This window comes from Aeromonas dhakensis (genome assembly GCF_002285935.1).
Classification (GTDB): Bacteria; Pseudomonadota; Gammaproteobacteria; order Enterobacterales; family Aeromonadaceae; genus Aeromonas; species Aeromonas dhakensis.
In genome coordinates, this window is record NZ_CP023141.1 from 1182346 (window position 1) to 1203080 (window position 20735).

18 protein-coding genes are annotated in these 20735 nt (G+C 63.8%); 7 read left to right on the top strand and 11 right to left on the bottom strand.

What is annotated here, in order from left to right; genetic code table 11:
- The first annotated feature begins 63 nt into the window (after positions 1-63).
- Complete coding sequence (locus CK627_RS05880) at positions 64-738, top strand: Dph6-related ATP pyrophosphatase (protein ID WP_095591871.1); 675 nt, start codon at positions 64-66, stop codon at positions 736-738.
- Here CK627_RS05880 and CK627_RS05885 read toward each other — a convergent pair.
- Genes CK627_RS05885 through CK627_RS05905 form a run of 5 tightly spaced genes read right to left on the bottom strand, consistent with a single transcriptional unit; the run spans position 735 to position 7216 of the window.
- Positions 735-1937 carry an HD-GYP domain-containing protein gene (locus CK627_RS05885; protein WP_095591872.1) on the bottom strand — a complete coding sequence of 401 codons (1203 nt, stop codon included), beginning with the start codon at positions 1935-1937 and terminating at the stop codon, positions 735-737. The two genes, CK627_RS05880 and CK627_RS05885, sit on opposite strands and share 4 nt — an antisense overlap.
- Entirely contained in the window at positions 1876-4536 is a 2661-nt protein-coding gene (locus CK627_RS05890) for a response regulator (protein ID WP_095591873.1), read from the bottom strand. Before CK627_RS05890 ends, CK627_RS05885 begins: the two co-directional genes overlap by 62 nt.
- The gene (locus CK627_RS05895; RefSeq protein WP_095591874.1) at positions 4537-5607 is read right to left on the bottom strand and encodes an ATP-binding SpoIIE family protein phosphatase; all 1071 of its coding nucleotides are present in this window, start codon (positions 5605-5607) and stop codon (positions 4537-4539) included.
- Between the two features lie 5 nt (positions 5608-5612).
- Positions 5613-5984, bottom strand: coding sequence for an STAS domain-containing protein (locus CK627_RS05900; protein WP_095591875.1), 372 nt, complete (start codon positions 5982-5984; stop codon positions 5613-5615).
- 11 nt (positions 5985-5995) lie between these two features.
- Entirely contained in the window at positions 5996-7216 is a 1221-nt protein-coding gene (locus CK627_RS05905; protein WP_010635353.1) for a PAS domain-containing protein, read from the bottom strand.
- Between the two features lie 139 nt (positions 7217-7355).
- Between CK627_RS05905 and CK627_RS05910 the strand changes: the two genes are divergently transcribed.
- Entirely contained in the window at positions 7356-8048 is a 693-nt protein-coding gene (locus tag CK627_RS05910) for an AraC family transcriptional regulator (protein ID WP_095591876.1), read from the top strand.
- On the opposite strand, the gene CK627_RS05915 is transcribed toward CK627_RS05910, so the two are convergent.
- The gene (locus CK627_RS05915; protein ID WP_095591877.1) at positions 8014-8433 is read right to left on the bottom strand and encodes a nuclear transport factor 2-like protein; all 420 of its coding nucleotides are present in this window, start codon (positions 8431-8433) and stop codon (positions 8014-8016) included. The two genes, CK627_RS05910 and CK627_RS05915, sit on opposite strands and share 35 nt — an antisense overlap.
- 215 nt (positions 8434-8648) lie before the next feature.
- Between CK627_RS05915 and aphA the strand changes: the two genes are divergently transcribed.
- On the top strand, positions 8649-9359 hold the full coding sequence (aphA, locus tag CK627_RS05920; RefSeq protein ID WP_167385284.1) for an acid phosphatase AphA: 711 nt from the start codon (positions 8649-8651) through the stop codon (positions 9357-9359).
- A 63-nt stretch (positions 9360-9422) separates the two neighbouring features.
- On the opposite strand, the gene ypfJ is transcribed toward aphA, so the two are convergent.
- Both ypfJ and CK627_RS05930 read right to left on the bottom strand, forming a co-directional pair.
- Positions 9423-10268 (bottom strand): KPN_02809 family neutral zinc metallopeptidase, encoded by an 846-nt coding sequence (gene ypfJ / locus CK627_RS05925; protein WP_095591879.1) that lies wholly within the window; start codon positions 10266-10268, stop codon positions 9423-9425.
- Positions 10269-10375: 107 nt separating this feature from the next.
- Positions 10376-10639 (bottom strand): hypothetical protein, encoded by a 264-nt coding sequence (locus CK627_RS05930; RefSeq protein ID WP_005308154.1) that lies wholly within the window; start codon positions 10637-10639, stop codon positions 10376-10378.
- Between the two features lie 173 nt (positions 10640-10812).
- On the opposite strand from CK627_RS05930, the gene CK627_RS05935 reads away from it, so the two are divergent.
- A complete protein-coding gene (locus CK627_RS05935; RefSeq protein ID WP_005308156.1) occupies positions 10813-11634 on the top strand; it encodes an HDOD domain-containing protein in 822 nt (273 codons plus the stop codon).
- Positions 11635-11751: 117 nt separating this feature from the next.
- The gene (locus CK627_RS05940; protein ID WP_095591880.1) at positions 11752-12273 is read left to right on the top strand and encodes a GNAT family N-acetyltransferase; all 522 of its coding nucleotides are present in this window, start codon (positions 11752-11754) and stop codon (positions 12271-12273) included.
- Positions 12274-12383: 110 nt separating this feature from the next.
- On the opposite strand, the gene CK627_RS05945 is transcribed toward CK627_RS05940, so the two are convergent.
- Together CK627_RS05945 and CK627_RS05950 are read right to left on the bottom strand one after the other, a co-directional pair.
- Positions 12384-12560, bottom strand: a complete 177-nt coding sequence (locus tag CK627_RS05945; protein ID WP_005308161.1) for a hypothetical protein — start codon at positions 12558-12560, stop codon at positions 12384-12386.
- A 472-nt stretch (positions 12561-13032) separates the two neighbouring features.
- Positions 13033-14310 carry a cation:proton antiporter gene (locus CK627_RS05950; RefSeq protein WP_005308162.1) on the bottom strand — a complete coding sequence of 426 codons (1278 nt, stop codon included), beginning with the start codon at positions 14308-14310 and terminating at the stop codon, positions 13033-13035.
- 203 nt (positions 14311-14513) lie between these two features.
- Here CK627_RS05950 and metH point away from each other — a divergent pair, with 203 nt between their 5' ends.
- Positions 14514-18197, top strand: coding sequence for a methionine synthase (metH, locus tag CK627_RS05955; protein WP_095591881.1), 3684 nt, complete (start codon positions 14514-14516; stop codon positions 18195-18197).
- 225 nt (positions 18198-18422) lie between these two features.
- On the top strand, positions 18423-19319 hold the full coding sequence (gene rimK / locus CK627_RS05960) for a 30S ribosomal protein S6--L-glutamate ligase (protein WP_005308166.1): 897 nt from the start codon (positions 18423-18425) through the stop codon (positions 19317-19319).
- Between the two features lie 142 nt (positions 19320-19461).
- On the opposite strand, the gene CK627_RS05965 is transcribed toward rimK, so the two are convergent.
- The gene (locus CK627_RS05965; RefSeq protein ID WP_095591882.1) at positions 19462-20697 is read right to left on the bottom strand and encodes a sensor histidine kinase; all 1236 of its coding nucleotides are present in this window, start codon (positions 20695-20697) and stop codon (positions 19462-19464) included.
- Positions 20698-20735 lie beyond the last annotated feature (38 nt).

Below are 20735 nucleotides of genomic sequence, written 5' to 3' on the forward strand. Positions count from 1 at the left end.
GAATGACAACCAAGGTGTGCCGGCTGGCCGCCAGTGCCCGGCCACCGGATTGCTGGAGATATCATGACGAAGACCAAGGTGCTGCTCTCCTGGAGCAGCGGCAAGGACAGCGCCTGGGCGCTGCACACACTGCGGCAGGATCCTGCCATCGAGGTGGTGGGGCTGTTCACCACCCTCAACCAGGCGTTCGAGCGGGTGGCCATGCACGGGGTGCGCAAGCAGTTGCTGCTGGCGCAGGCCGAATGCGTGGGATTGCCGCTGACCACCATCGACCTGCCCTGGCCCTGCAGCAACGAAGATTACGCCCGCATCATGACCGACTTCATCGCCGACGTGGTGGCGCAGGGGATCCGCCACATGGCGTTTGGCGATCTCTTTCTCGAGGACGTGCGCGCCTATCGGGAGCGGCAGCTGGCGGGGACGGGGATCACGCCGTTGTTTCCGCTGTGGGGCAGCAAGACAGACGAGCTGGCGCAACAGATGATGGCGGCAGGGCTCAGGGCCAGGATCAGCACCCTGGATCCGCGCAAGCTGCCTGCCACCCTCGGCGGGCATGAGTTTGATGCGGCCTTGCTGGCGGCGCTGCCCGCCGGGGTGGACCCGTGCGGCGAGAACGGCGAGTTTCATACCCTGGCCTGGGATGGCCCCATGTTCCGCCAACCGCTGGCCATCCGGATCGGCGAGACGGTGGAGCGGGACGGCTTCGTCTTCACCGATCTGCTGCCCGCCACCGCCTAGTCGCGGTTAGGCTCCCGTTCGCCCTTGTCGTCGTTGTAGCGCAGGGCGATCTCGTGGAACTGCTGGTGGATGGAGGCAAAGGCGTCCGTGATGTCGGGGTCGAAGTGGTTGCCCCGCCCGGCGAGTATGATGGGCACCACCTCCTGGTGGGACATGGCGGCCTTGTAGCAGCGCTTGCTGATGAGGGCGTCGTACACGTCGGCCAGCGCCATCAGCCGGGCCGAGAGGGGAATCTCGTCGCCGATCAGACCGTAGGGATAACCGGTGCCGTCCCACTTCTCGTGGTGGTAGCAGGCGATCTCCTTGGCCAGCCGCAGGAACTCCACCTCCACCCCGAGCGCCTCCTCGGCGTGGACGATGGCCTCCTTGCCGAGGATGGAGTGGTGTTTCATCTGGGCAAACTCCGCTTCATCCAGCTTGCCGGGTTTGAGCAGGATGCGGTCCGGTACGCCGACCTTGCCGATGTCGTGCAGGGGGGCCGACTTGAACAGCAGATCTATGGTCTTGGGGGTCAGTTCGGCATGGAAGCGGGGGTGATCGCAGAGGGTCTCCGCCAGCAGCCGCACATAGTGCTGGGTGCGCAATATGTGGTTGCCGGTCTCGTTGTCGCGGGTTTCGGCCAGCGAGGCGAGGGAGTGGATGGTGATGTTCTGGATCAGCTCGTTCTCCCGGGTGCGCCGCTCCACCTCCTGCTCCAGATAGGCGTTCTGATCGTGCAGCAGATCCCGCGCCGTTTTCAGCTCCAGGTGGTTTCTGACCCTGGCCAGCACGATGGCGGGGGAGATCGGCTTGTGGATGTAGTCGACGGCCCCGAGTGCCAGGCCGTGCGCCTCCGCGCTCTCCTCCACCTGGGCGGTCAGGAAGATCACCGGGATCTCCCGCGCCTGCGGCATCTCCTGTAGCGCCTGCATCACCTGGTAGCCATCCATCTGGGGCATCACCACGTCGAGCAGGATCAAGTCCACCCGGGGGCCGGTCGAGAGGATCTCCAGCGCCCGCTGGCCGCTGATGGCTATCTTGACCCGATAGTGGGGGCTGAGCAGGGCGCTGAGCAGGGAGAGGTTCTCCGGCGTGTCGTCGACCACCAGCAGGGTGGGTTTGGTATCTGGATCCAGCAAGTTGAGCATGATGGTGCCCTCACTCTTGGTTGAACAGATCGGGTCTGAGGGCCCGGACTTGTTGCAGATGAGCCAGTGCATCGTCGAAACGAAAATGGCTCATGGCCTCACCGATGGCTGGCGCCCTCTCCCCCAGCAGGGGGGCGAGCCGGGCCTGATGGCGCTGAAACAGGGTGAAGGCTTCGGCATCATCCTCCAGCAGCAGCCCGGTGAGTCGGTTCAGCAGGGGAGCGGTATCGATCTTCTCCTGTTCTGGCTGCTCGGGTACTTCGTCTGGCAGCAACTGCAGCAGCCCCTGCGCCAGTTGTGCTTGCAGTTGCAGCCCCTGTTCGGCCAGTGGCAGCAGAGCGGCAGCCTCGTCGCCCCGGGTGATGGCGTTTTCCAGTGTGGCCGCGATCTCCTGCAATGATTCGGCGCCCAGGGTGGCCGCTATTCCCTTGAGGGTATGGGCATGCCGGTGTGCCTCTTCCCGTTCGTCTGCCTGCAAAGCGGTCAGCAGGCTTGCTATGGGTTGCGTACCCTGCTGGGCGAAGCGCAGCAGCAGATCCTGATACCAGCCCCAGTTGTTCATCAGCCGCTGCAAGGCCCGCTCGGCATTGAGCCCGAGCTCGCACAGCTGTGGCAGCAACGACGATGCCGGGGGCGGTTGCGACGTTTTGAATCTGGCCCCGACCTCGCGGCTGAAGGAGGTTGCCCAGCGTTGCAGGGCGTCATAGAGCTTGTCGGGATCGATAGGCTTGGCGATGTGATCGTCCATGCCGGCGGCGAGGCAGCGCTCGCGATCGCCGGCCATGACGTTGGCGGTCATCGCCAGGATCGGAATGTGTTGCCCGGTTCCCTCTTGCTGGCGCAGTTGCCGGGTGGCGGCCAGCCCATCCATCACCGGCATTTGCATGTCCATCAGGATCAGGTCGTAGAGGGCCTTGGTCGCCATATCCAGGGCGATGGCACCATTGCTGGCCACGCTTACTTTGGCGCCGACCGCCTGCAGCAGTTCCAACGCCACCTGTTGATTGAGCTCATTGTCTTCCGCCAGCAGGATCTGCAGGCCGTCGAAGCGATAGTGATGGGTCGCCTGATGCTTGAAGGAGAGGGTCGCTGCCTGTTGCCCGAACAGGCCGATGACGGTATCGAACAGCACGGAGGCGCAGACCGGCTTGACCAGTACCCGATCAAAACCGGCAGCATCGGCCTCGCGAAAGATCTCCTCGCGCCCGTAGCCGGTCACCATGACCCGATAGGGGCGCCGGCCCGCACCTCGGGCGATGAGACGACGCCCGGTCTCGATGCCATCCAGCCCCGGCATGCGCCAGTCCAGCAGCACCACCTCATAGGGGGTTCCCTGCTGCTCGGCATCCGCGATCATCTGCAGGGCCTGTTGGCCGGACTCCGCAGTGTCCACCACAAAGCTCATGCCGCGCAGCAGGGCGGCCAGTATGGTACGGGCACTGGCGCTGTCGTCGGCCACCAGCATGCGGCGGCCGCGCAGATCCAGGCTCGGCAGATAGCGGGATCTGCGCCTGCCGCGGCCGAGCCTGGCGGTAAACCAGAAGGTGCTGCCCTGGCCCGGCTCGCTCTGCACGCCCACCTCGCCCCCCATCAGGCCCGCCAGCTTGCGGCAAATGGCAAGGCCAAGCCCGGTGCCGCCGTACTTGCGGGTGGTGGAGCTATCCGCCTGCTGGAAGGACTGGAACAGCCGCTGCTGCTGATCCTGGCTCATGCCGATCCCGGTATCCTGCACCGAGCAGTGCAGCAGTACCTCCTGCGGCAGCTTCTCCAGACAGCGGACCTTGACCAGGATCTCTCCCTGCTCGGTGAACTTGACCGCGTTGTTGGCGTAGTTGATGAGGATCTGGCCGAGACGCAGGGGATCGCCATAGAGCAGGGTGTCGAGCTGGTGGTCGACCTCGAACAACAGCTCTATGCCCTTGGCTTCCGCCTTTTCACCCACCAGGGTGGCAAGGTTTTCCAGCACGTGGTCGAGATCGAACTCGATCCGTTCCAGATCCAGCTTGCCCGCCTCGATCTTCGAGAAATCCAGGATGTCGTTGATGATGCCGAGCAGGTGCTGCGCGGCGCGCTGGATCTTGCTGACATAGTCGAGCTGCTGCGGATCGAGCCGGGTCTGCAGGGCGAGGTGGGACATGCCGAGGATGGCGTTCATGGGGGTGCGGATCTCGTGGCTCATGTTGGCGAGAAATTCGCTTTTTGCCCGGGTCGCGCTCTCCGCCAGTTCATAGGCCTGTTCCAGCTCCTGGTTCTTGGCCTGCATTACCGCAAACAGCTCTTCCCGGGTCGGTTCGGCGAACTGCTGCTGCATCTGTTGTTGCCGCCCGGCATCTGGCCAGTGCGGCAACCGGCAGACCAGGGCGAGGAGATTGTCGGCGTGCACCTCCAGCCGGATGTTGCCCGGATGCATGTCGGCAGGGGCGGGGGAGAGCGGGACATCGGCTGTGAGGGTGAGCCACAGCTCCTGCGCCTCTGGTTCCAGCCACAGCTGCAGTTGCAGTGGATCCGAGGTCGCCATCAGCTGGCGCACCAGCTCTGAGGTTGCCCCCGCCAGCGGGGCCACGAAGGTCGGCGATTTGTCGAGGCAGGTGAGCACCTGGATCACTTTGCGCCGGGCGGTGAGGGCCGCCGCAGGGCCGGACAACAGGGTTTCACCGATCAGTTGCCGCATCTACTTCTCCTCTGCCGGCAGCACGCGCAACACGATGCAGCTGGCATCGTCGGTGCTGCGGCCGCTGTGGGCGATGACCTGGTGGGCCAGCGTGGCGGGCTCGGCGGCAAGATCCAGTGCGCCGTCGCGCAGGTTGAGGGATTCGCTGATGCCGTCCGAGTAGAGCATCACCACGTCTCCGGCGACGAGGGGCTGGCGCTGCAGCAGAGGGGTGGGGAAACGCTCCCCCAGCACCCCGTCGCGGGAGATGCCGCGCCAGGGGGCGTGACCGCGCAGACAGATGCGGGTATTGCCGATGCCGGCATAGCTCAGCTCACCCCGCTCGCCGTTGACCAGCGCCACGCCGGCGGCGGCTCCCCGGGTACCGATGCAGCGCTGGTGCAGCAGTTGCAGCAGACGGGCGGGTTCCTGTTCACGGGTCTGCTGCAACGTCGCTTCCAATATCTGTACCAGCTGGTTGGCAGAGGCGCCGTGACCGCTCACGTCGATCAGGACCAGCGACACCCCCTCGGGCCCCGGCCGGATGAAGGCCAGATCGCCGGAGACCCGCTCCGGGTAGCAGGGACGGTTCTCGCTGGCCCATGCCAGGCCAAGGCCGGCGTGCAGATGCCCAGTGCACGAGAGGGGAGAAACCGGCCTTGGCTCCACGGGGGCCGCACCCAGCCACTTGCGGGCCTGCACCAGGGTACCTCCCTCCGGCGGGGTGCTGATGGTGAGTTCAGACATCATGCGCCGCACGCCGGGCAGCCCCAGCCCCAGGGTACCCGAGGTGCTGTAGTGCTCCTGCATGGCTTGATGTATGTCGGGGATGCCGGGGCCCTGATCGCGGGCGATGATGTCGATGCAGGGGCGTCCTCTGGGATGGTGGAGGGTAAGGGTGATCTCCCCCCGTTCGGCATACTTCAGGATGTTGCTGCCAAGCTCGGAGACCACGGTGGAGAGCATGGTGCGATCCACCTCGGAGAGGTCGGCGATGAAGGGGAGGCGACGCACCGCCATCACCGTCAGGTGCAGATCGATGTCGTGACGCAATGGGTAGCGGGCCTGCTGGGTGCTCAGCTCCTGCTCCATGGTGCCTACTCCTCGCCCTTGAGGGTTCGGGCATGGGCGAAGGCGTCGTCCATGTCGAGAAAGCAGCGCAGCGGTCCCGGCTCGACGTCGGCCAGCGCCAGGAAGGCGGCGATCCCCGCATTCAGCCCCACCAGCAGGCAGACGGCTCCCAGCAGGCGGCACACCTCGGCCAGTTTGCGAACCTGCCGAAACTCGTGGTGATCGAGCAGCATGACCCCGGAGAAGTCGAGCAGCACCGCGTGCTGGCGCCCCTGCACCAGCCGCAGGGAGAGTGCCTGCATCAGTTGCTGCATGCCTTCGTCACCGAGGTCTGGCCGCATGCTGACGACGATGCAGCCAGCCACGTCGGCGATGCCCAGATCGTTGTTGAGCAACATGATCGGCGCTCCTAGAGGGTGGATCCGACCCGCTTGAGGGCGATCTCGAACGCATCCCGCAGGGTCGCCGTGGTTCGGATGTCACCGACCGATACGCCCAGCTCCACCATGGTACGGGCGATGGCTGGCGAGACGCCGGAAATGATGGCCTCGCACCCCATGAACTGGGTCGCCTTGGTGATCTTGATCAGCTGATTGGCGACCCCGGTGTCCACGGTGGCGACCCCGGCGATGTCCAGCACGAAGACCCGGGCCCGGGTCTCGGCAATCTTGGTCAGCGACTTGTTCATCACGTCGGCGGTGCGCATGGAGTCGATGATCCCCACCAGCGGCAGCAGCAGGATCCCGTCCCAGATGGGGGTCACCGGGGTCGACATCTCCTGCAGCGACTTGTGCAGCTCCTCGCGCACCCTGGCGGCCTCTTCGGCCTCCTCCATGGCGCGCTTGAGCTGGTGATGCTGCTCCACCTGAGCCGTGATGTCGGTGGCAAACTTGACGATCTTGCTGGGTTTGCCGGTCAGATCCAGCACCGGGTTGTAGGATCCCTGGATCCAGACCTCCTGCCCCTGCTTGCCGATCCGGCAGAACTCTCCCGCCAGGTATTCGCCGCGGCGCAGGGTCTCCCAGAAGGCGCCATAATCGGCCGACTGGGCATAATCAGGGTCGACAAGCAGCCTGTGGTGTTTGCCTTTCAGCTCATCCAGCTGATAACCCACGATCTCGAGAAAGCGCGGGTTGGCATCGAGAATGGTGCCATCCAGCGAGAACTCCACCTTGCCCATGACCCGGCTCAGGGCGTTGAGCTGCCCCTCGAAGTTGGCGTTGAGCTGTTTCTGCTCGGTCAGATCCATGCTGTATTCGATGATCCGGCTCAGCGCGCCCTGCTCGTCCAGCAGGGGGCTGCAACTGCCCCGCAGCCAGATGTCCCGGCCGTGCCGATCCAGCCGGTGAAACTCTCCCTCCTGCTCCCTGCCCGCCTTCAATGCCTCCCAGTGGGCGGCATGAGCAGGCGAGTCGAGCACGTCGTGCGGCAACAGCATGGCGTAATGCTGGCCCTTGAGCTCGCTTAGCTGATAGCCCATGATGGCGAGAAAACGCGGGTTGGCGTCCAGGATCTGCCCGTCAGGAGAGAGTTCGAGTCTGGCCATCAGCTGGTCGATGGCATCGAGCCTGGCCTGGGGTGAAGAGGGAGTCGCTGTGTTCGGGTGGGCAACGGCGGTGTGCACGTCCATGGCATCTCCAATAAGGCGCAATTGACTTGAATGTCACTAGAAAGCGTACAGCAGTTATAGCCCACCGGGGCGAGAGCGTGGGACAAGAAGTGCCGAAAGAACCTGTCTGCGGGCGGGCCCTGGGCCTGGGGGCTTCGTCATGAACCTCCTGTATCGCGACTACCCCCAGGGCGCGCTCACGTCCCTTCACTGTCACGACGGCCCGCAGTTTTGCTACCTGCATCGGGGCGGCGGCGTGATCAGCAGTGAGGGGACAGGCGTGCTGCTGGTGGCGGGTCAGCTCTGTCTGATCCCGGCCGGACTTGCCCATGAGTTCAGGGTGCTGCGCCACTCCCAACTCAGTCTGGTCTATCTGGATGACCTGGATGGAGGGGGCGAGTTGACGACCCGCCAGGTGAGCCCGCTGTTGGTCGGCCTGTTCGATCGGCTGGCAGACATGGCGGAGCCGGGCCTCAGGGATGCCTATCTGACGGTACTGGCAGCCGAGCTGAGACATACGCCGGCGGCGACCGGATTCATGCTGAGCGCGGGGCTGGATGTGCGGCTGCTGCGGGTGCTGGAGCAGGTCTGCAGGCGCCCTTCCATCGAATACGGGCTGGCGGAGCTGGCTGCCGGTTCAGGGGCCTCGGTGCGCACCCTCAACCGGCTGTTCAGTCAGCAACTGGGCTGCAGCTTTCGACAATGGCGGCAACAGGTGGTGATGGGGCGAGCCCGCCAGTTGCAGCAACAGGGCCAGCCGCTGTCGCGGATAGCCCTTGAACTGGGGTACGGGGATTTCAGCGCCTTTTCTCACGCTTTCAATCGCTGCTTGCGGGAACCGGCGGGGCCGTGAGGCGGGAGCCGAGATCCCGGTCGGCCGGCTCCCCCGCCAGCAGGCAGGTCAGTTCATCGGTGTGGCTCAGGCGCTCGCCCTGAAAGGTGAACAGGGCGCTCACCTTGCACTCGATCCGTGCGCCGTCGTGACGCCAGGCCCGCACCCGATGCAGGGAGTGCACCCGGTTTCCCTCTGCCAGCAGCGAGACAAAACGGATCTCGCAGCGGGCCAGGCTCTGGCGCAGCGCCAGCAGGTGTTGCTCGAAGGCGGCGCGATCCAGCCGCTGGTCATCCACCAGCTGGACATAGTCCGGGCAGAACCAGTGATCGAGTTCGGCCGGGGTGAAATCGGGGTCGCAGATGACCCGGTTGAGGCAGGCTTGCAGCCGTTGCTTGTAATCCATGATGGGCTCCTGAGTGGATGGGAGCGGCCAGTATGGGGCCTGTGGTCTGCTCCGACCTTGGCGTCTACGCCATCCTGTTTGGCGATTGCGCCAAGATGGGGGCTTGCGGTGGTGATGCGTGCCACCTGGCCCTGTTTTGTGGCGGGTTTCACGGTTTCCTGTGCCGGCATGGGGCAGGATCGGCCCCCTGTTTCCTTCATGTCACGAGCCGTATCATGTCCTTATCTCCCCGTTTTGCCCTGCTTGCCTCCCTGATTGCCGCCAGCCTGACCCTGCCTGCCGTGGCCGTCGAAGCCCCGGTCAGCCCTGCCGGTGTCACTGCGGTGACCCTGTCCCAGCAGGCGCCCATTCACTGGGTGTCGGTGGCGCAGATTGCCAGGAGCCTGGATGGGTTGCCGCCGATGGCGGTCGGTTTTGACATCGACGACACCCTGCTCTTTTCCAGCCCGGGGTTCTATCGCGGCAAGCAGGAGTTCTCGCCCAACGACGAGAGCTACCTGAAGAACCCCGCCTTCTGGGAGAAGATGAACAACGGTTGGGACGCCTTCAGCGTGCCGAAAGAGGTGGGCAAGGCGCTCATCGCCATGCACCTCCAGCGCGGCGATCACATCTATTTCGTTACCGGCCGTTCGGCCACCAAGACCGAGACCGTCAGCCAGACCCTGCAGCAGACCATGGGGATCCCCGCCGATCGACTCAACCCGGTGATCTTCGCCGGTGACCAGCCGGGCCAGAACACCAAGGTGCAGTGGCTCAAGGAGAAGCAGATGAAGGTCTTCTACGGCGATGCCGATGGCGACATCAAGGCCGCGCAGGAGATCGGCATTCGCGGCATCCGGCTGCTGCGCGCGGCAAACTCCACCTACCGGCCGCTGCCGCTGGCTGGCGCGTTGGGGGAGGAGGTGATCGTCAACTCCCAGTACTGATGTTCATCCCTGCATGAGAAAAGGGGCCGGATCCTGTCAGGAGCCGGCCCCTTTTTTGGGCGTCTAGCGGGTGGCGAAGGTGTTGCAGCTGGCGGGCTTGCCGCTGTCAAAGCCGCGCTTGAACCAGGCGTAGCGCTGGGCCGAGCTGCCGTGGGTGAAGCTGTCCGGGATCACCCGGCCCTGGCTCTGCTGCTGCAGACGATCGTCGCCGATGGCCTGGGCGGCGTTGAGCGCCTCCTCCAGATCACCGGTTTCCAGCGCCTGTTCCCGCTCCATGTAGTGGCCCCAGACACCGGCAAAACAGTCAGCCTGCAACTCGAGTTTGACCGACAGCTTGTTCTGCTCGGCCCGGCTCAGCCCCTGCTGCTGCTCACGCATCTTGCGCTCGATGCCGAGCAGGTTCTGCACGTGGTGGCCCACCTCGTGCGCCACCACGTAGCCCTGGGCGAAGTCGCCGTCGGCTCCCAGCTTGTCGCGCATCTCCTGATAGAAGGAGAGATCGATGTAGACGGTGCGATCCGCCGGGCAGTAGAAGGGCCCCATCACCGACTGACCCTGGCCACAGCCGGTACGGGTTGCGCCGCGATAGAGCACCAGTTTGGGGGCTTGATAGCGGTTGCCGCTCTGCTGGAAGATTTCGCCCCAGGAATCCTCGGTGGAGGCAAGCATCACCGAGGTGAACCTGGCGAGGGGATCCTTGGCCGGCTGAGACATCTCCTGACGCTGGGGCTGGCTCTGGGCGGTCGGCTCGCTGAGCAGGGGGGAGAGATCCACCCCGTAATAGCCGGCCACCATGACCACCACCAGCAGGATCAGACGCCCCTTGCCGCCGATGGGGATCCCGCCACCGCCCCCCTGCTGGCGCCTGTCTTCCACATTGTTGCTCTCGCGGCGATCTTGCCAGCGCATATGCTTGCTCCCCTGCTGTCCGGTGGCAGTAATGATAATGGCTGGCGGGACGGCTTGCCTAACGGGAGCAGGCCGGCGACCGGGTTGCCGCCGGCGGGCAAGAAGGTTTATTCGGCCCAGGGCATCTCGGGCAGGGAGTCCAGAAACTGACCGTAGCGCTCGAGGTTGAAGGGGCCCTGATCCGCTTCCATCGCCATCAGCTCGGCCCCCAGGGCGCAGGCGATATATTGCAGCGCCTCCTCGCGTGGGGTGCCCTTCATCACCAGCCGCATCAGGGTCGCCTTAACCTGCAGCGGGTGGCCGTCGCTGAGCTGGTTGTCGACCATCTCCAGCAGGGTTTGCTCGTCGAAGAACTCGGTGGGTTCGCTCATGTGCTGTGCCTCGTCATGTCATAAGGGATGCCAGTATAGCGATATAGCCATTAACACATTGAAATATTTCGATAAAAACATTTCTGTATGGGCTGTTTTTGTTACTCATAATTAATGTGGGTTTGCGGTCTGCAAACGACAACCATCATGAAATCGCATGGACGGATACCAATATGCCCACCATAGACTCGCTGTTATCCAAGCCCCAGAACCTGCCCAACGTGCCCGAAGTCATGCGCGAACTGGTGCAGACCTTCAATGAGAAAGAACCGGATATCCTGTTGATTGCCAAGAAGATCAACAAGGATCCGGTGATCTCCGCCAAGCTGCTGCGGCTGGCCAACTCCGCCAAGTTTGGTGGCAGTCGCCAGGTCGCCACCGTCAACGAGGCCGTGGTGCGGCTCGGGGTCGACGTGGTGCGCAACATGGTGTTCGCCTGCGGCCTGACCGGCTCCATCGGTGCCGTGCCCGGCATCGAGCTCAAGCATTTCTGGGGCAAGGTGTTCGACGTGGCCGAACTGGCCAGGCGGCTGGCCAAGCTCAAGGGCATGAAGGGGGAGGAGGTGTTCACCTGCGCCCTGCTCTACGACATGGGGCGGCTCATCATGCACGTGGGGCTGCCGGAGAACATGGTGAACCACATCAAGGATCTGGAGCCCAGCAAGGGGCGCGCCAAGGCCGAGGAGCTGGTGGTCGGCTTCAACTATGCCCAGACCGGGGCCGAGATGGCCAGGCGCTGGCAATTCCCCCTGAGCATCTGTCATGCGGTGGAGTATCACTACAACCCCTTGCTGGCCAAGGAGTTCTCTGCCGAGGCTGCGATCATCCATCTGGCCATCGCACTGGCGGCGCAGTCGGATGTGGGGGAAGCGGCGCCGCCCGAGTGGCCAACCCAGGTGGCCGAGCGGCTCGGCCTCGCCTGGCCCGATTGCGCCGCCGTGTTCGTGGCGCTGCGCGAGCAGGGCAACGGTTATGCCGGCTTGCTGGCGGCCTGACGCCACCCATTTCATCGACCAGGGCCGCACCGCGGCCCTTTTTCATGGTGACGGCCTTGCCAATGAGCGGTTGCGGGGGCAGTCTTGGGGCCTGTCTCTTCTAAGCGAGCCCTTGTCATGATCCTCTCCGAGCGCCTGGAACTGCGCGAACTGACGGTTGCCGATGCCCCCTTCATTCTCGAACTGCTCAACGATCCCGACTTTCATCGCTACATCGGCGATCGGGGCATCCGCACCCTGCAGGATGCCGAAAACTACATCCAGCAGGGGCCGGCGGTCAGCTATGCCCGTCATGGTCACGGTCTCTATCTGGTGGCAAGGCGCAGCGACGGAGCCAAGCTCGGCATCTGCGGCCTGATCAAGCGCGATACCCTGCCTTGTGAAGACATCGGCTACGCCTTCCTGCCCGCCTGGCGCGGTCAGGGTTATGGCATCGAAGCGGCACAGGCGGCGCTGCAGGATGGTCGGGAGCGGCTCGGCATCGAGCGAGTGGTCGCCATCGTCACCCCGGGCAACGCGCGTTCGGTAGCGCTGCTGGCCAAGCTGGGGCTGGTGCAAAGCCGGTTGGTCAAACTGGCCGAGGATGCGGATGAGTGTCTGTTGCTGGAGGCTGAAGGGGTAGAGGCTTGCCCGATCTGAGGGGCTGCGGCATGGCTGGCAGGATATCAGCAGGGCCGGGGGAATGAGGCAAAGAGGCCGCCGTGAGTTGCGGCCTGTCTGCATCGGGCGCTGCCGGTGGGCAGGCAGGATCAGTTGAGCTCTTCGATGGAGAACTCGCCGGCAATGCCGTCACAGGAGACGGCGAAGCCGCCGCTGAAACGGGTGCTGAACTGGATCAGAAACGCATCATAGTCGTGCTCTTGCACGGGCAGGTTGATGGGCTTGCTGCGACGCAGGGGTTTGCGAGTTTGTACGCTTTTCATCATGGTATTTCTCTATATAAATTAAGTTTTTGCTCCTTGTATTGGCAAATGTCAGGTCGATGGGCGCGGCCAGCCGTAGGCTGACGGGCGCGCAGGAATACCCAGCCCGGTTCAGGGGCGTCTGCACTTTCAAGGAATACGCCAAGGACCACGCGGATGCATGATGCTACTTGGGAGTGGGCAGATCGGGTCTGCACCGTGAGAGCCGGGCAACGCAGGCAGACAGCCTGAACGGTTCTCAGGGCGAGTAAATCAGAAGAAGGTTATGCGGGTACTGACAGGATTCATCGTGAGGTGAAGCATTGCAGGGCAAACATAAACAGGGCTGATTAACTAGCCGGCGCGCATTCTCTCCTCGACATGGGTAAAAAGCAAACAGTTATTTGCAGTTTTTCTTTCACGGCCGTCTGGCGACCACAAAAAGGGCTCCCGAAGGAGCCCCTTTTTCATCATCAGGTGACCATCAGCCAATGGCTCAGTAGTCGCCGCAGGCCTTCTTGGCTGCGGTGATCATGGGGGTGATGGTCATGCCCTGTACCACGATGGAGAACATCACCACCGAGTAGGTCATCACCAGGATCACCTGGCGCAGATCGACGCCGTGCTCCGGCAGCATCATGACGCCGGACGGCAGTGCCAGCGCCATGGCCATGGCCAGACCGCCGCGCAGACCGCCCCAGGTGAGGATCCGCACCGAGAACTTGTTGTAGCTGCGGAACTTGCGGAAGGCCACATAGGGCAGCGACACGCTGATAAAGCGGGCGGCCAGGCAGAGCGGCACCGCGATGACCAGCAGGATCCAGTCTTGCCAGGCCAGATCCAGCAGCACCAGCGCCAGACCGATCAGCAGGAACAGCAGGGCGTTGAGGAACTGGTCCATCAACTCCCAGAAGTGATCCAGGTGATGGCTGCTCTGCTCGGAGAAGCCGCTGTGACGGGTCCAGTTGCCGATCATGATGCCGGTCACCACCATGGCCAGAGCGCCGGAGACGCCGATCATGTTGGCGAAGGCGAAACCGGCGGTCGGGATGCAGAGGGTCAGCAGCAGCTCCAGCGAGCCGTCATCGGTGGCGCTGATCATCACGTGGGCGATGAGACCCAGCACGGCACCGAACAGGATGCCGCCGAGGGCCTCATGCAGGAACAGGCCGGCCACGCTGCCGAAGGTGGGCTCGACGCCGCCAAACGCCACGGCAAACACGGTGGCGAAGATCACCAGACCGACACCGTCGTTGAACAGCGACTCCCCCTCGATCTGGATGGCGATCTGGGGTGGTGCCTTCATCTTCTTGACGATGGCCAGCACGGCGATGGGGTCGGTGGGGGAGATCAGGGCACCGAACAACATGCAGTAGACCAGCGGCACGTCCCAACCCAGCAGCTTGGCGATGAACCAGAAGCCATAGCCGATGAGGAAGGTGGAGAGCAGGGTCGCCAATATGGCCAGAATGGTGATTTCCCACTTCTGGCTGCGCAGGGCTTTCAGGTTGATCCCGAGACCACCGGCGAACAGCAGGAAGCCCAGGATCCCCTTCAGCAGGAAATTCTGGAAGTCGATGCTTTCCATGGTCTTGACGGCCAGGGGTTCCAGATTGAACCAGCCCAGCTTACCGAACAGCACCATCAGTGCGGAGATCAGCATGGAGCCCGCAGTGATGGCGATGGTGGTCTGGATCTTCACAACATACTGATTGGCAAAGGCGATAAAGATCGCCAACGCTGCCAGGAAGCAGAGTGTGTAGTAGACGCTCATAGTTATTTTTCTCTTTAGTAAACAGCAAGCACGTATCCCTATTGAGGACGGGCATAGGGTACTCTTGGGTCACATGTTACTCATTACCCATTTGTGAGTATATAGAGCGCCAATATAGACAGATAGACGGCTAGATTTCCATTTGATTTGTTTGCTGTTAGGATGCTGTTTACGCAGTTGCATGGATGTAAGAGGAACGAGCGGTGTCGAACAAAAAGTCGGATGTGACAAACAAGCTGGAAGCCTGCCTCAAGGAGCGGATCCTGATCATCGACGGGGCCATGGGCACCATGATCCAGGGCTACAAGCTCGGTGAGGCGGACTACCGGGGGGAGCGGTTTGCCGACTGGCATACCGACATCAAGGGCAACAACGATCTGCTGGTGCTGAGTCGCCCCTCTGTCATTCACGAGATCCACGATCAGTACTGTGCCGCCGGCGCCGACATCCTCGAGACCAACACCTTCAACGCCACCCGCATCGCCATGGCCGACTACGAGATGGAAGATCTCTCGGCCGAGATCAACCGCGAGGCGGCCCGGCTGGCCCGCGCCGTGGCGGATGAGTGGACGGCGAAAGAGCCCCACAAGCCGCGCTTCGTGGCAGGCGTCTTGGGGCCCACCAACCGCACCGCCTCCATCTCGCCGGACGTGAACGACCCCGGCAAGCGCAACGTCACCTATGACCAGCTGGTGGCCGCCTACACCGAATCGACCCATGCCCTCATTGAGGGCGGTGCCGACATCATCCTGATCGAGACCATCTTCGATACCCTCAACGCCAAGGCGGCCGCCTTCGCGGTGGACCTGGTGTTCGAGGAGCTGGGCTATAGCCTGCCGGTGATGATCTCCGGCACCATCACGGACGCCTCCGGCCGCACTCTCTCGGGCCAGACTACCGAGGCCTTCTACCATTCGCTGCGCCACGTCAGACCCGTCTCCTTCGGTCTCAACTGCGCGCTGGGGCCCGACGAGCTGCGCCAGTATGTGGAGGAGCTGTCTCGCATCAGCGAAACCTTCGTGAGTGCCCACCCGAACGCCGGTCTGCCGAACGCCTTCGGCGAGTACGACCTCGATGCCGTCGAGATGGCGGAGCATATCCGCGAGTGGGCCCAAAGCGGCTTTCTCAACCTAGTGGGCGGCTGCTGTGGCACCACCCCGGCCCACATCCGCGCCATGGCAGACGCCGTGGCGGGCATCAAGCCGCGCGCCTTGCCGGATCTGCCGGTAGCCTGCCGCCTGTCGGGCCTGGAGCCCCTCATCATCACGGCGGACTCCATGTTCGTGAACGTGGGTGAGCGCACCAACGTCACCGGCTCGGCCAAGTTCAAGCGGCTCATCAAGGAGGGGCTCTACGACGAGGCCCTGGACGTCGCCAAGCAGCAGGTGGAAAACGGCGCCCAGATCATCGACATCAACATGGACGAGGGGATGCTGGACGCCGAGGCGGCCATGGTGCGCTTCTTGAACCTCATCGCCGGCGAGCCGGATATCGCCCGGGTGCCGGTGATGATCGACTCCTCCAAGTGGGAAGTGCTGGAGGCCGGTCTCAAGTGCGTGCAGGGCAAGCCGGTGGTCAACTCCATCTCCATGAAGGAGGGGGTGGACAAGTTCATCGAGCAGGCGAAACTGCTGCGCCGCTACGGCGCCGCCGTCATCGTGATGGCGTTCGACGAGGTGGGGCAGGCGGATACCCGCGCCCGCAAGTTCGAAATCTGTCAGCGCGCCTACCGCATCCTGGTGGATCAGGTGGGCTTCCCGCCGGAAGACATCATCTTCGACCCCAACATCTTCGCGGTGGCGACCGGCATCGACGAGCACAACAACTACGCGGTGGACTTCATCGATGCGGTGAAGGACATCAAGGATAACCTGCCCCACGCCATGATCTCCGGCGGCGTCTCCAATGTCTCCTTCTCGTTTAGGGGCAACGAGCCGGTGCGCGAGGCGATCCACGCCGTCTTCCTCTACCACGCCATCAAGAACGGGATGGACATGGGGATCGTCAACGCCGGCCAGCTCGCCATCTATGAAGACATCCCGGCCGAGCTCAAAGAGAAGGTCGAGGCGGTGGTGCTCAACCTCAATGACAACGCCACCGAGGAGCTGCTGGCCATCGCCGAGAAGTACCGCGGTGCCGGCGCCCAGGCCGAGGATCCGCGGGAGCAGGAGTGGCGCAGCTGGCCGGTGGGCAAGCGGCTCGAACACGCTCTGGTCAAGGGCATCACCGACTTTATAGAGGAGGACACCGAAGAGGCGCGCGCCGGGGCCGAGCGGCCGCTGCACGTCATCGAGGGGCCGCTGATGGACGGCATGAATGTGGTGGGCGATCTGTTCGGCGCCGGCAAGATGTTCCTGCCCCAGGTGGTGAAGTCAGCCCGGGTGATGAAGCGGGCGGTGGCCTATCTGCAGCCCTATATCGAGGCTGAAAAATCGGGCGGCTCCAGCAACGGCAAAATCGTGTTGGCCACCGTCAAGGGCGACGTGCACGACATCGGCAAAAACATCGTCGGCGTGGTGCTGCAGTGCAACAACTTCGAGATCATCGACCTTGGGGTCATGGTGCCTTGCGAGACCATCCTCAAGACGGCGCGGGAGGTGGGGGCTGACATTATAGGCCTGTCGGGCCTCATCACCCCGTCGCTGGACGAGATGGTGCACGTGGCCAAAGAGATGGAGCGCCAGGGCTTCAAGCTGCCGCTCTTGATCGGCGGTGCCACCACCTCCAAGGCGCACACCGCGGTGAAGATAGAGCAGAACTACTCCGAGCCCGTGGTCTATGTCTCCAACGCCTCCCGCGCAGTGGGGGTGGCCCAGAGCCTATTAAGTGCGGATCTCAAGGAGGCGTTTGTCGCCCGCATCGACAAGGAGTACGAGATCGCCCGCGAGCAGCACGCCCGCAAGCAGCCGCGCTCGCGCCCCATCACGCTGGCGGAGGCCCGCGCCAACCGCCATCAGCTGGACTGGGTGGGGTATGAGCCACCGGCGCCCCGGGAGCTCGGCGTACAGAAGTTCGAGAATGTGCCCATCTCGGTGCTACGCCCCTACATCGACTGGACGCCGTTTTTCCTCAGCTGGGAGCTGGCGGGCAAGTTCCCCCGCATCCTGGAAGATGAAGTGGTGGGTGAGGAAGCGACGCGCCTCTTTGCCGACGCCAACGCCATGCTGGATCAGCTGGAAAAGGATCAGAGCGTGCGCTGCGCCGGCATCGTCGGCCTGTTCCCCGCCAACGCCGTGGGGGACAGCATCGAGGTCTACACCGACGAGTCGCGCACTGAAGTGAAAAAAGTGCTGCACCACCTGCGCCAGCAGAGCGAGAAGCAGGGCTTTCCCAACTACTGTCTGGCGGACTATGTGGCGCCGAAGGAGAGCGGCAAGCCCGACTGGATCGGCGCCTTTGCGGTGACCGGCGGCATCGGTGAAGAAGCCATCGCCAAGGCCTACAAGGCGGATCACGACGACTACAACGCCATCCTCATTCAGGCGGTGTGCGACCGTCTGGCAGAGGCCTTTGCCGAGTACCTGCACGAGCAGGTGCGCAAAGTGCACTGGGGCTATGCCCCGGACGAGGCGCTCTCCAACGAGGAGCTGATCCGCGAGAATTACCAGGGCATCCGCCCGGCCCCCGGCTACCCGGCCTGCCCGGAGCACACCGAGAAGGGGAGCATCTGGGAGCTGCTGGACGTGGAACAGGCCATCGGCATGCAGCTCACCGAGTCCTACGCCATGTGGCCGGGAGCGGCGGTGTCCGGCTGGTACTTCTCCCACCCCGACAGCAAGTACTTCGCGGTGGCCCAGATCCAGCGGGATCAGGTGGAGGACTACGCCGTACGCAAAGGGATGACCCTGGCAGAGGCCGAACGCTGGCTGGGGCCGAACCTGCACTGAGGGGTCGGCCCGATTGATCCTCGCTGAAGGAGGCGGCATCCAGACCCGGGAGACAGACCAGTCTGGTGCCGTCGTTTGACAAGCGGGTGACAGCAGGATGGCAGCGCACGTTTCTGTGTGGTTTGTCTTGTTGTCAGGAGAAACAATTGGCGTTGTCTTGGCGCTGTGGCACTTTATACTCTCCCGCCCCATCCTGCCCAGGCACTGCCTCCTAGCGGAATTGTCATGAAGATCGCCATTTTATCCCGTGAGCCGAAAAACTACTCCACCCGCCGTCTGGTCGAGGTGGCGCAGGCGCGCGGTCATCAGGTCGAGGTGCTCGACACCCTGCGCTGTTACATGAACATCGCCTCCCACAACCCCTCCATCCATTACGAAGGACGGGAGCTGGAGAGCTATGATGCGGTGATCCCGCGCATCGGGGCCAGCATCACCTTCTACGGCACCGCCGTGCTGCGTCAGTTCGAGATGATGAACACCATGGCGCTCAACAGCTCGGTGGCCATCTCCCGCTCCCGCGACAAGCTGCGGGCCATGCAACTGCTCTCCCGCCACGGCATCGGCCTGCCGGTGACCGGCTATGCCCACAGCACCCACGACGTGCCCGACCTCATTACCATGGTGGGCGGTGCGCCCCTGGTGGTGAAGCTGCTGGAGGGAACCCAGGGGATCGGCGTGGTGCTGTGCGAGACCCAGAAGGCTGCCGAGAGCGTGATCGAGGCCTTCATACAGACCAACAACAACATCCTGGTGCAGGAGTACATCCGCGAGGCCAACGGCGCCGACATCCGCTGTCTGGTGGTCAACGGCAAGGTGGTGGCCGCCATGCGTCGCCAGGCCCAGCCGGGGGAGTTTCGCTCCAACCTGCATCGGGGCGGCACCGCCGAGGCGATCAAGATAAGCCCGGAAGAGCGGGCCACCGCGGTGCAGGCCGCCAAGATCATGGGGCTGGACGTGGCCGGGGTGGATATCCTGCGCAGTGCCCGCGGCCCGCTGGTGCTGGAGGTCAACTCCTCCCCTGGTCTGCAAGGGGTGGAGGCTGCCTCCGGCAAGGACGTGGCCGGCAAGATCATCGAGTTTCTCGAGCTCAAGGCGAGTCGCAAGCACAAGCCGGCGGAGTGACGCCGGGCTTGCCGCCAACGCATTGCAAACAGGGCGCCTTTGGGCGCCCTGTTGTTATCTGGCGGGTACCACAGCGCCCTCATCCTAGCCCTTAGGGCACTCTGAATTGACGGGAAGAAGGGTCGGGGATGAGGAAGGAGCGCTATGCCTTATCTTTCGCGGGGTCGTTGGTGATCATCACCAGCCTGGCGCTGAAGATGCCCTCTTCCAGCCGGGTCTCTATCTGCCAGCCCAGCTTCTCGCAGATGCGCTGGATGATGGTGAGGCCGCAACCGTAGCCGAGGATCTGATCCGGCGCGGCGGCAGTGGGGTTGCTGATGGTGAGCAGGGGGCCGACCAGCTCGATGTCGATGTGCCCCTCGGCGTAGCTAAGGGCATTCTTCAGCAGGTTGCCGAGCGCAATGGCGAGCAGAGAGAGGGGGGCCAGCGCCTCGCTCTCATCGTCCAGCTGCAGCCGGATATCCAGCTCCTCCCGCTGCAGCAGCGGGGCGAGACGGGCCAGCTCCTGGCGTATGAGCGGTGCCACCTGTTGGGGCGGGCGCTCCACCTCTTCCTTGCGGCCCAGCAGTAGAAAGGTCTCGGTGAGCAGCGCCATCTCGTCGGCGGCGGCGCGAATGCGGGTGGTGGCGCGGGCGGCGGGGGCGGGCAGATCGCTCACCTTGCCGAGCAGGGCGGCCGAGCCCTGGATCACCATGTTGGGGGTGCGCAGCTCGTGACTGGCGAAGCGGCTGAACTCCTGCTCGCGGGCAAATACCGCGGCCACCTCCTGCTTACCGGCCAGCAGTGCCAGCTCTATGTCCCTGAGCTCCTGCCAGGGGGCGTCGGGCACGAAGTCCGCCTGATCCGGGGTGAGGTGAGCGACCCGCTGTTGCAGCCGCTGCAGCGGCCGGGTGATGTGGCGCACCAGCCAGATGCCGAAGCCGATGCAGCCGAGCAGCAGGGTCAGCCCGATCAGCCGGGTCGCCAGGTGCAGCTGATCCTCGTAGGGATCCAGGTAGTCGTCGGCGTCGTCGTTGAACACCAGATAGAGCAGCCCCTTACCGGACGGATGGGGCCGCACCAGGAAGTGCTTGTCCTCGTCCCCCAGCACGTGTTCGTAGAAACCGGGGCTTCGGTAGGGTTTGAGCCAGACCGGCAGGCGGCCGGCCTCGGTCCAGTAGCTGGAGAACTGGCGCGGGCTGGGGGCGGGGGCCGCCATGCCGAGCCGCAACCAGTCGTCGCTGTAGCGGGTCACCTCCGCCTCCAGCCAGTGACGCAGGCTGAGTTCCTCCATCTTGTCCTCCGCCACCACCATCAGCAGGCTGATGATGATCAGCAGCAGCAGGCCGGCGCCGCTCAGGGTGAGGATCAGGCGACGGCGCAGGCTGGGCAGGCTCATGATGGCCTCCCTGCGGGCAGGTTCAGGCCGCGCTGGCG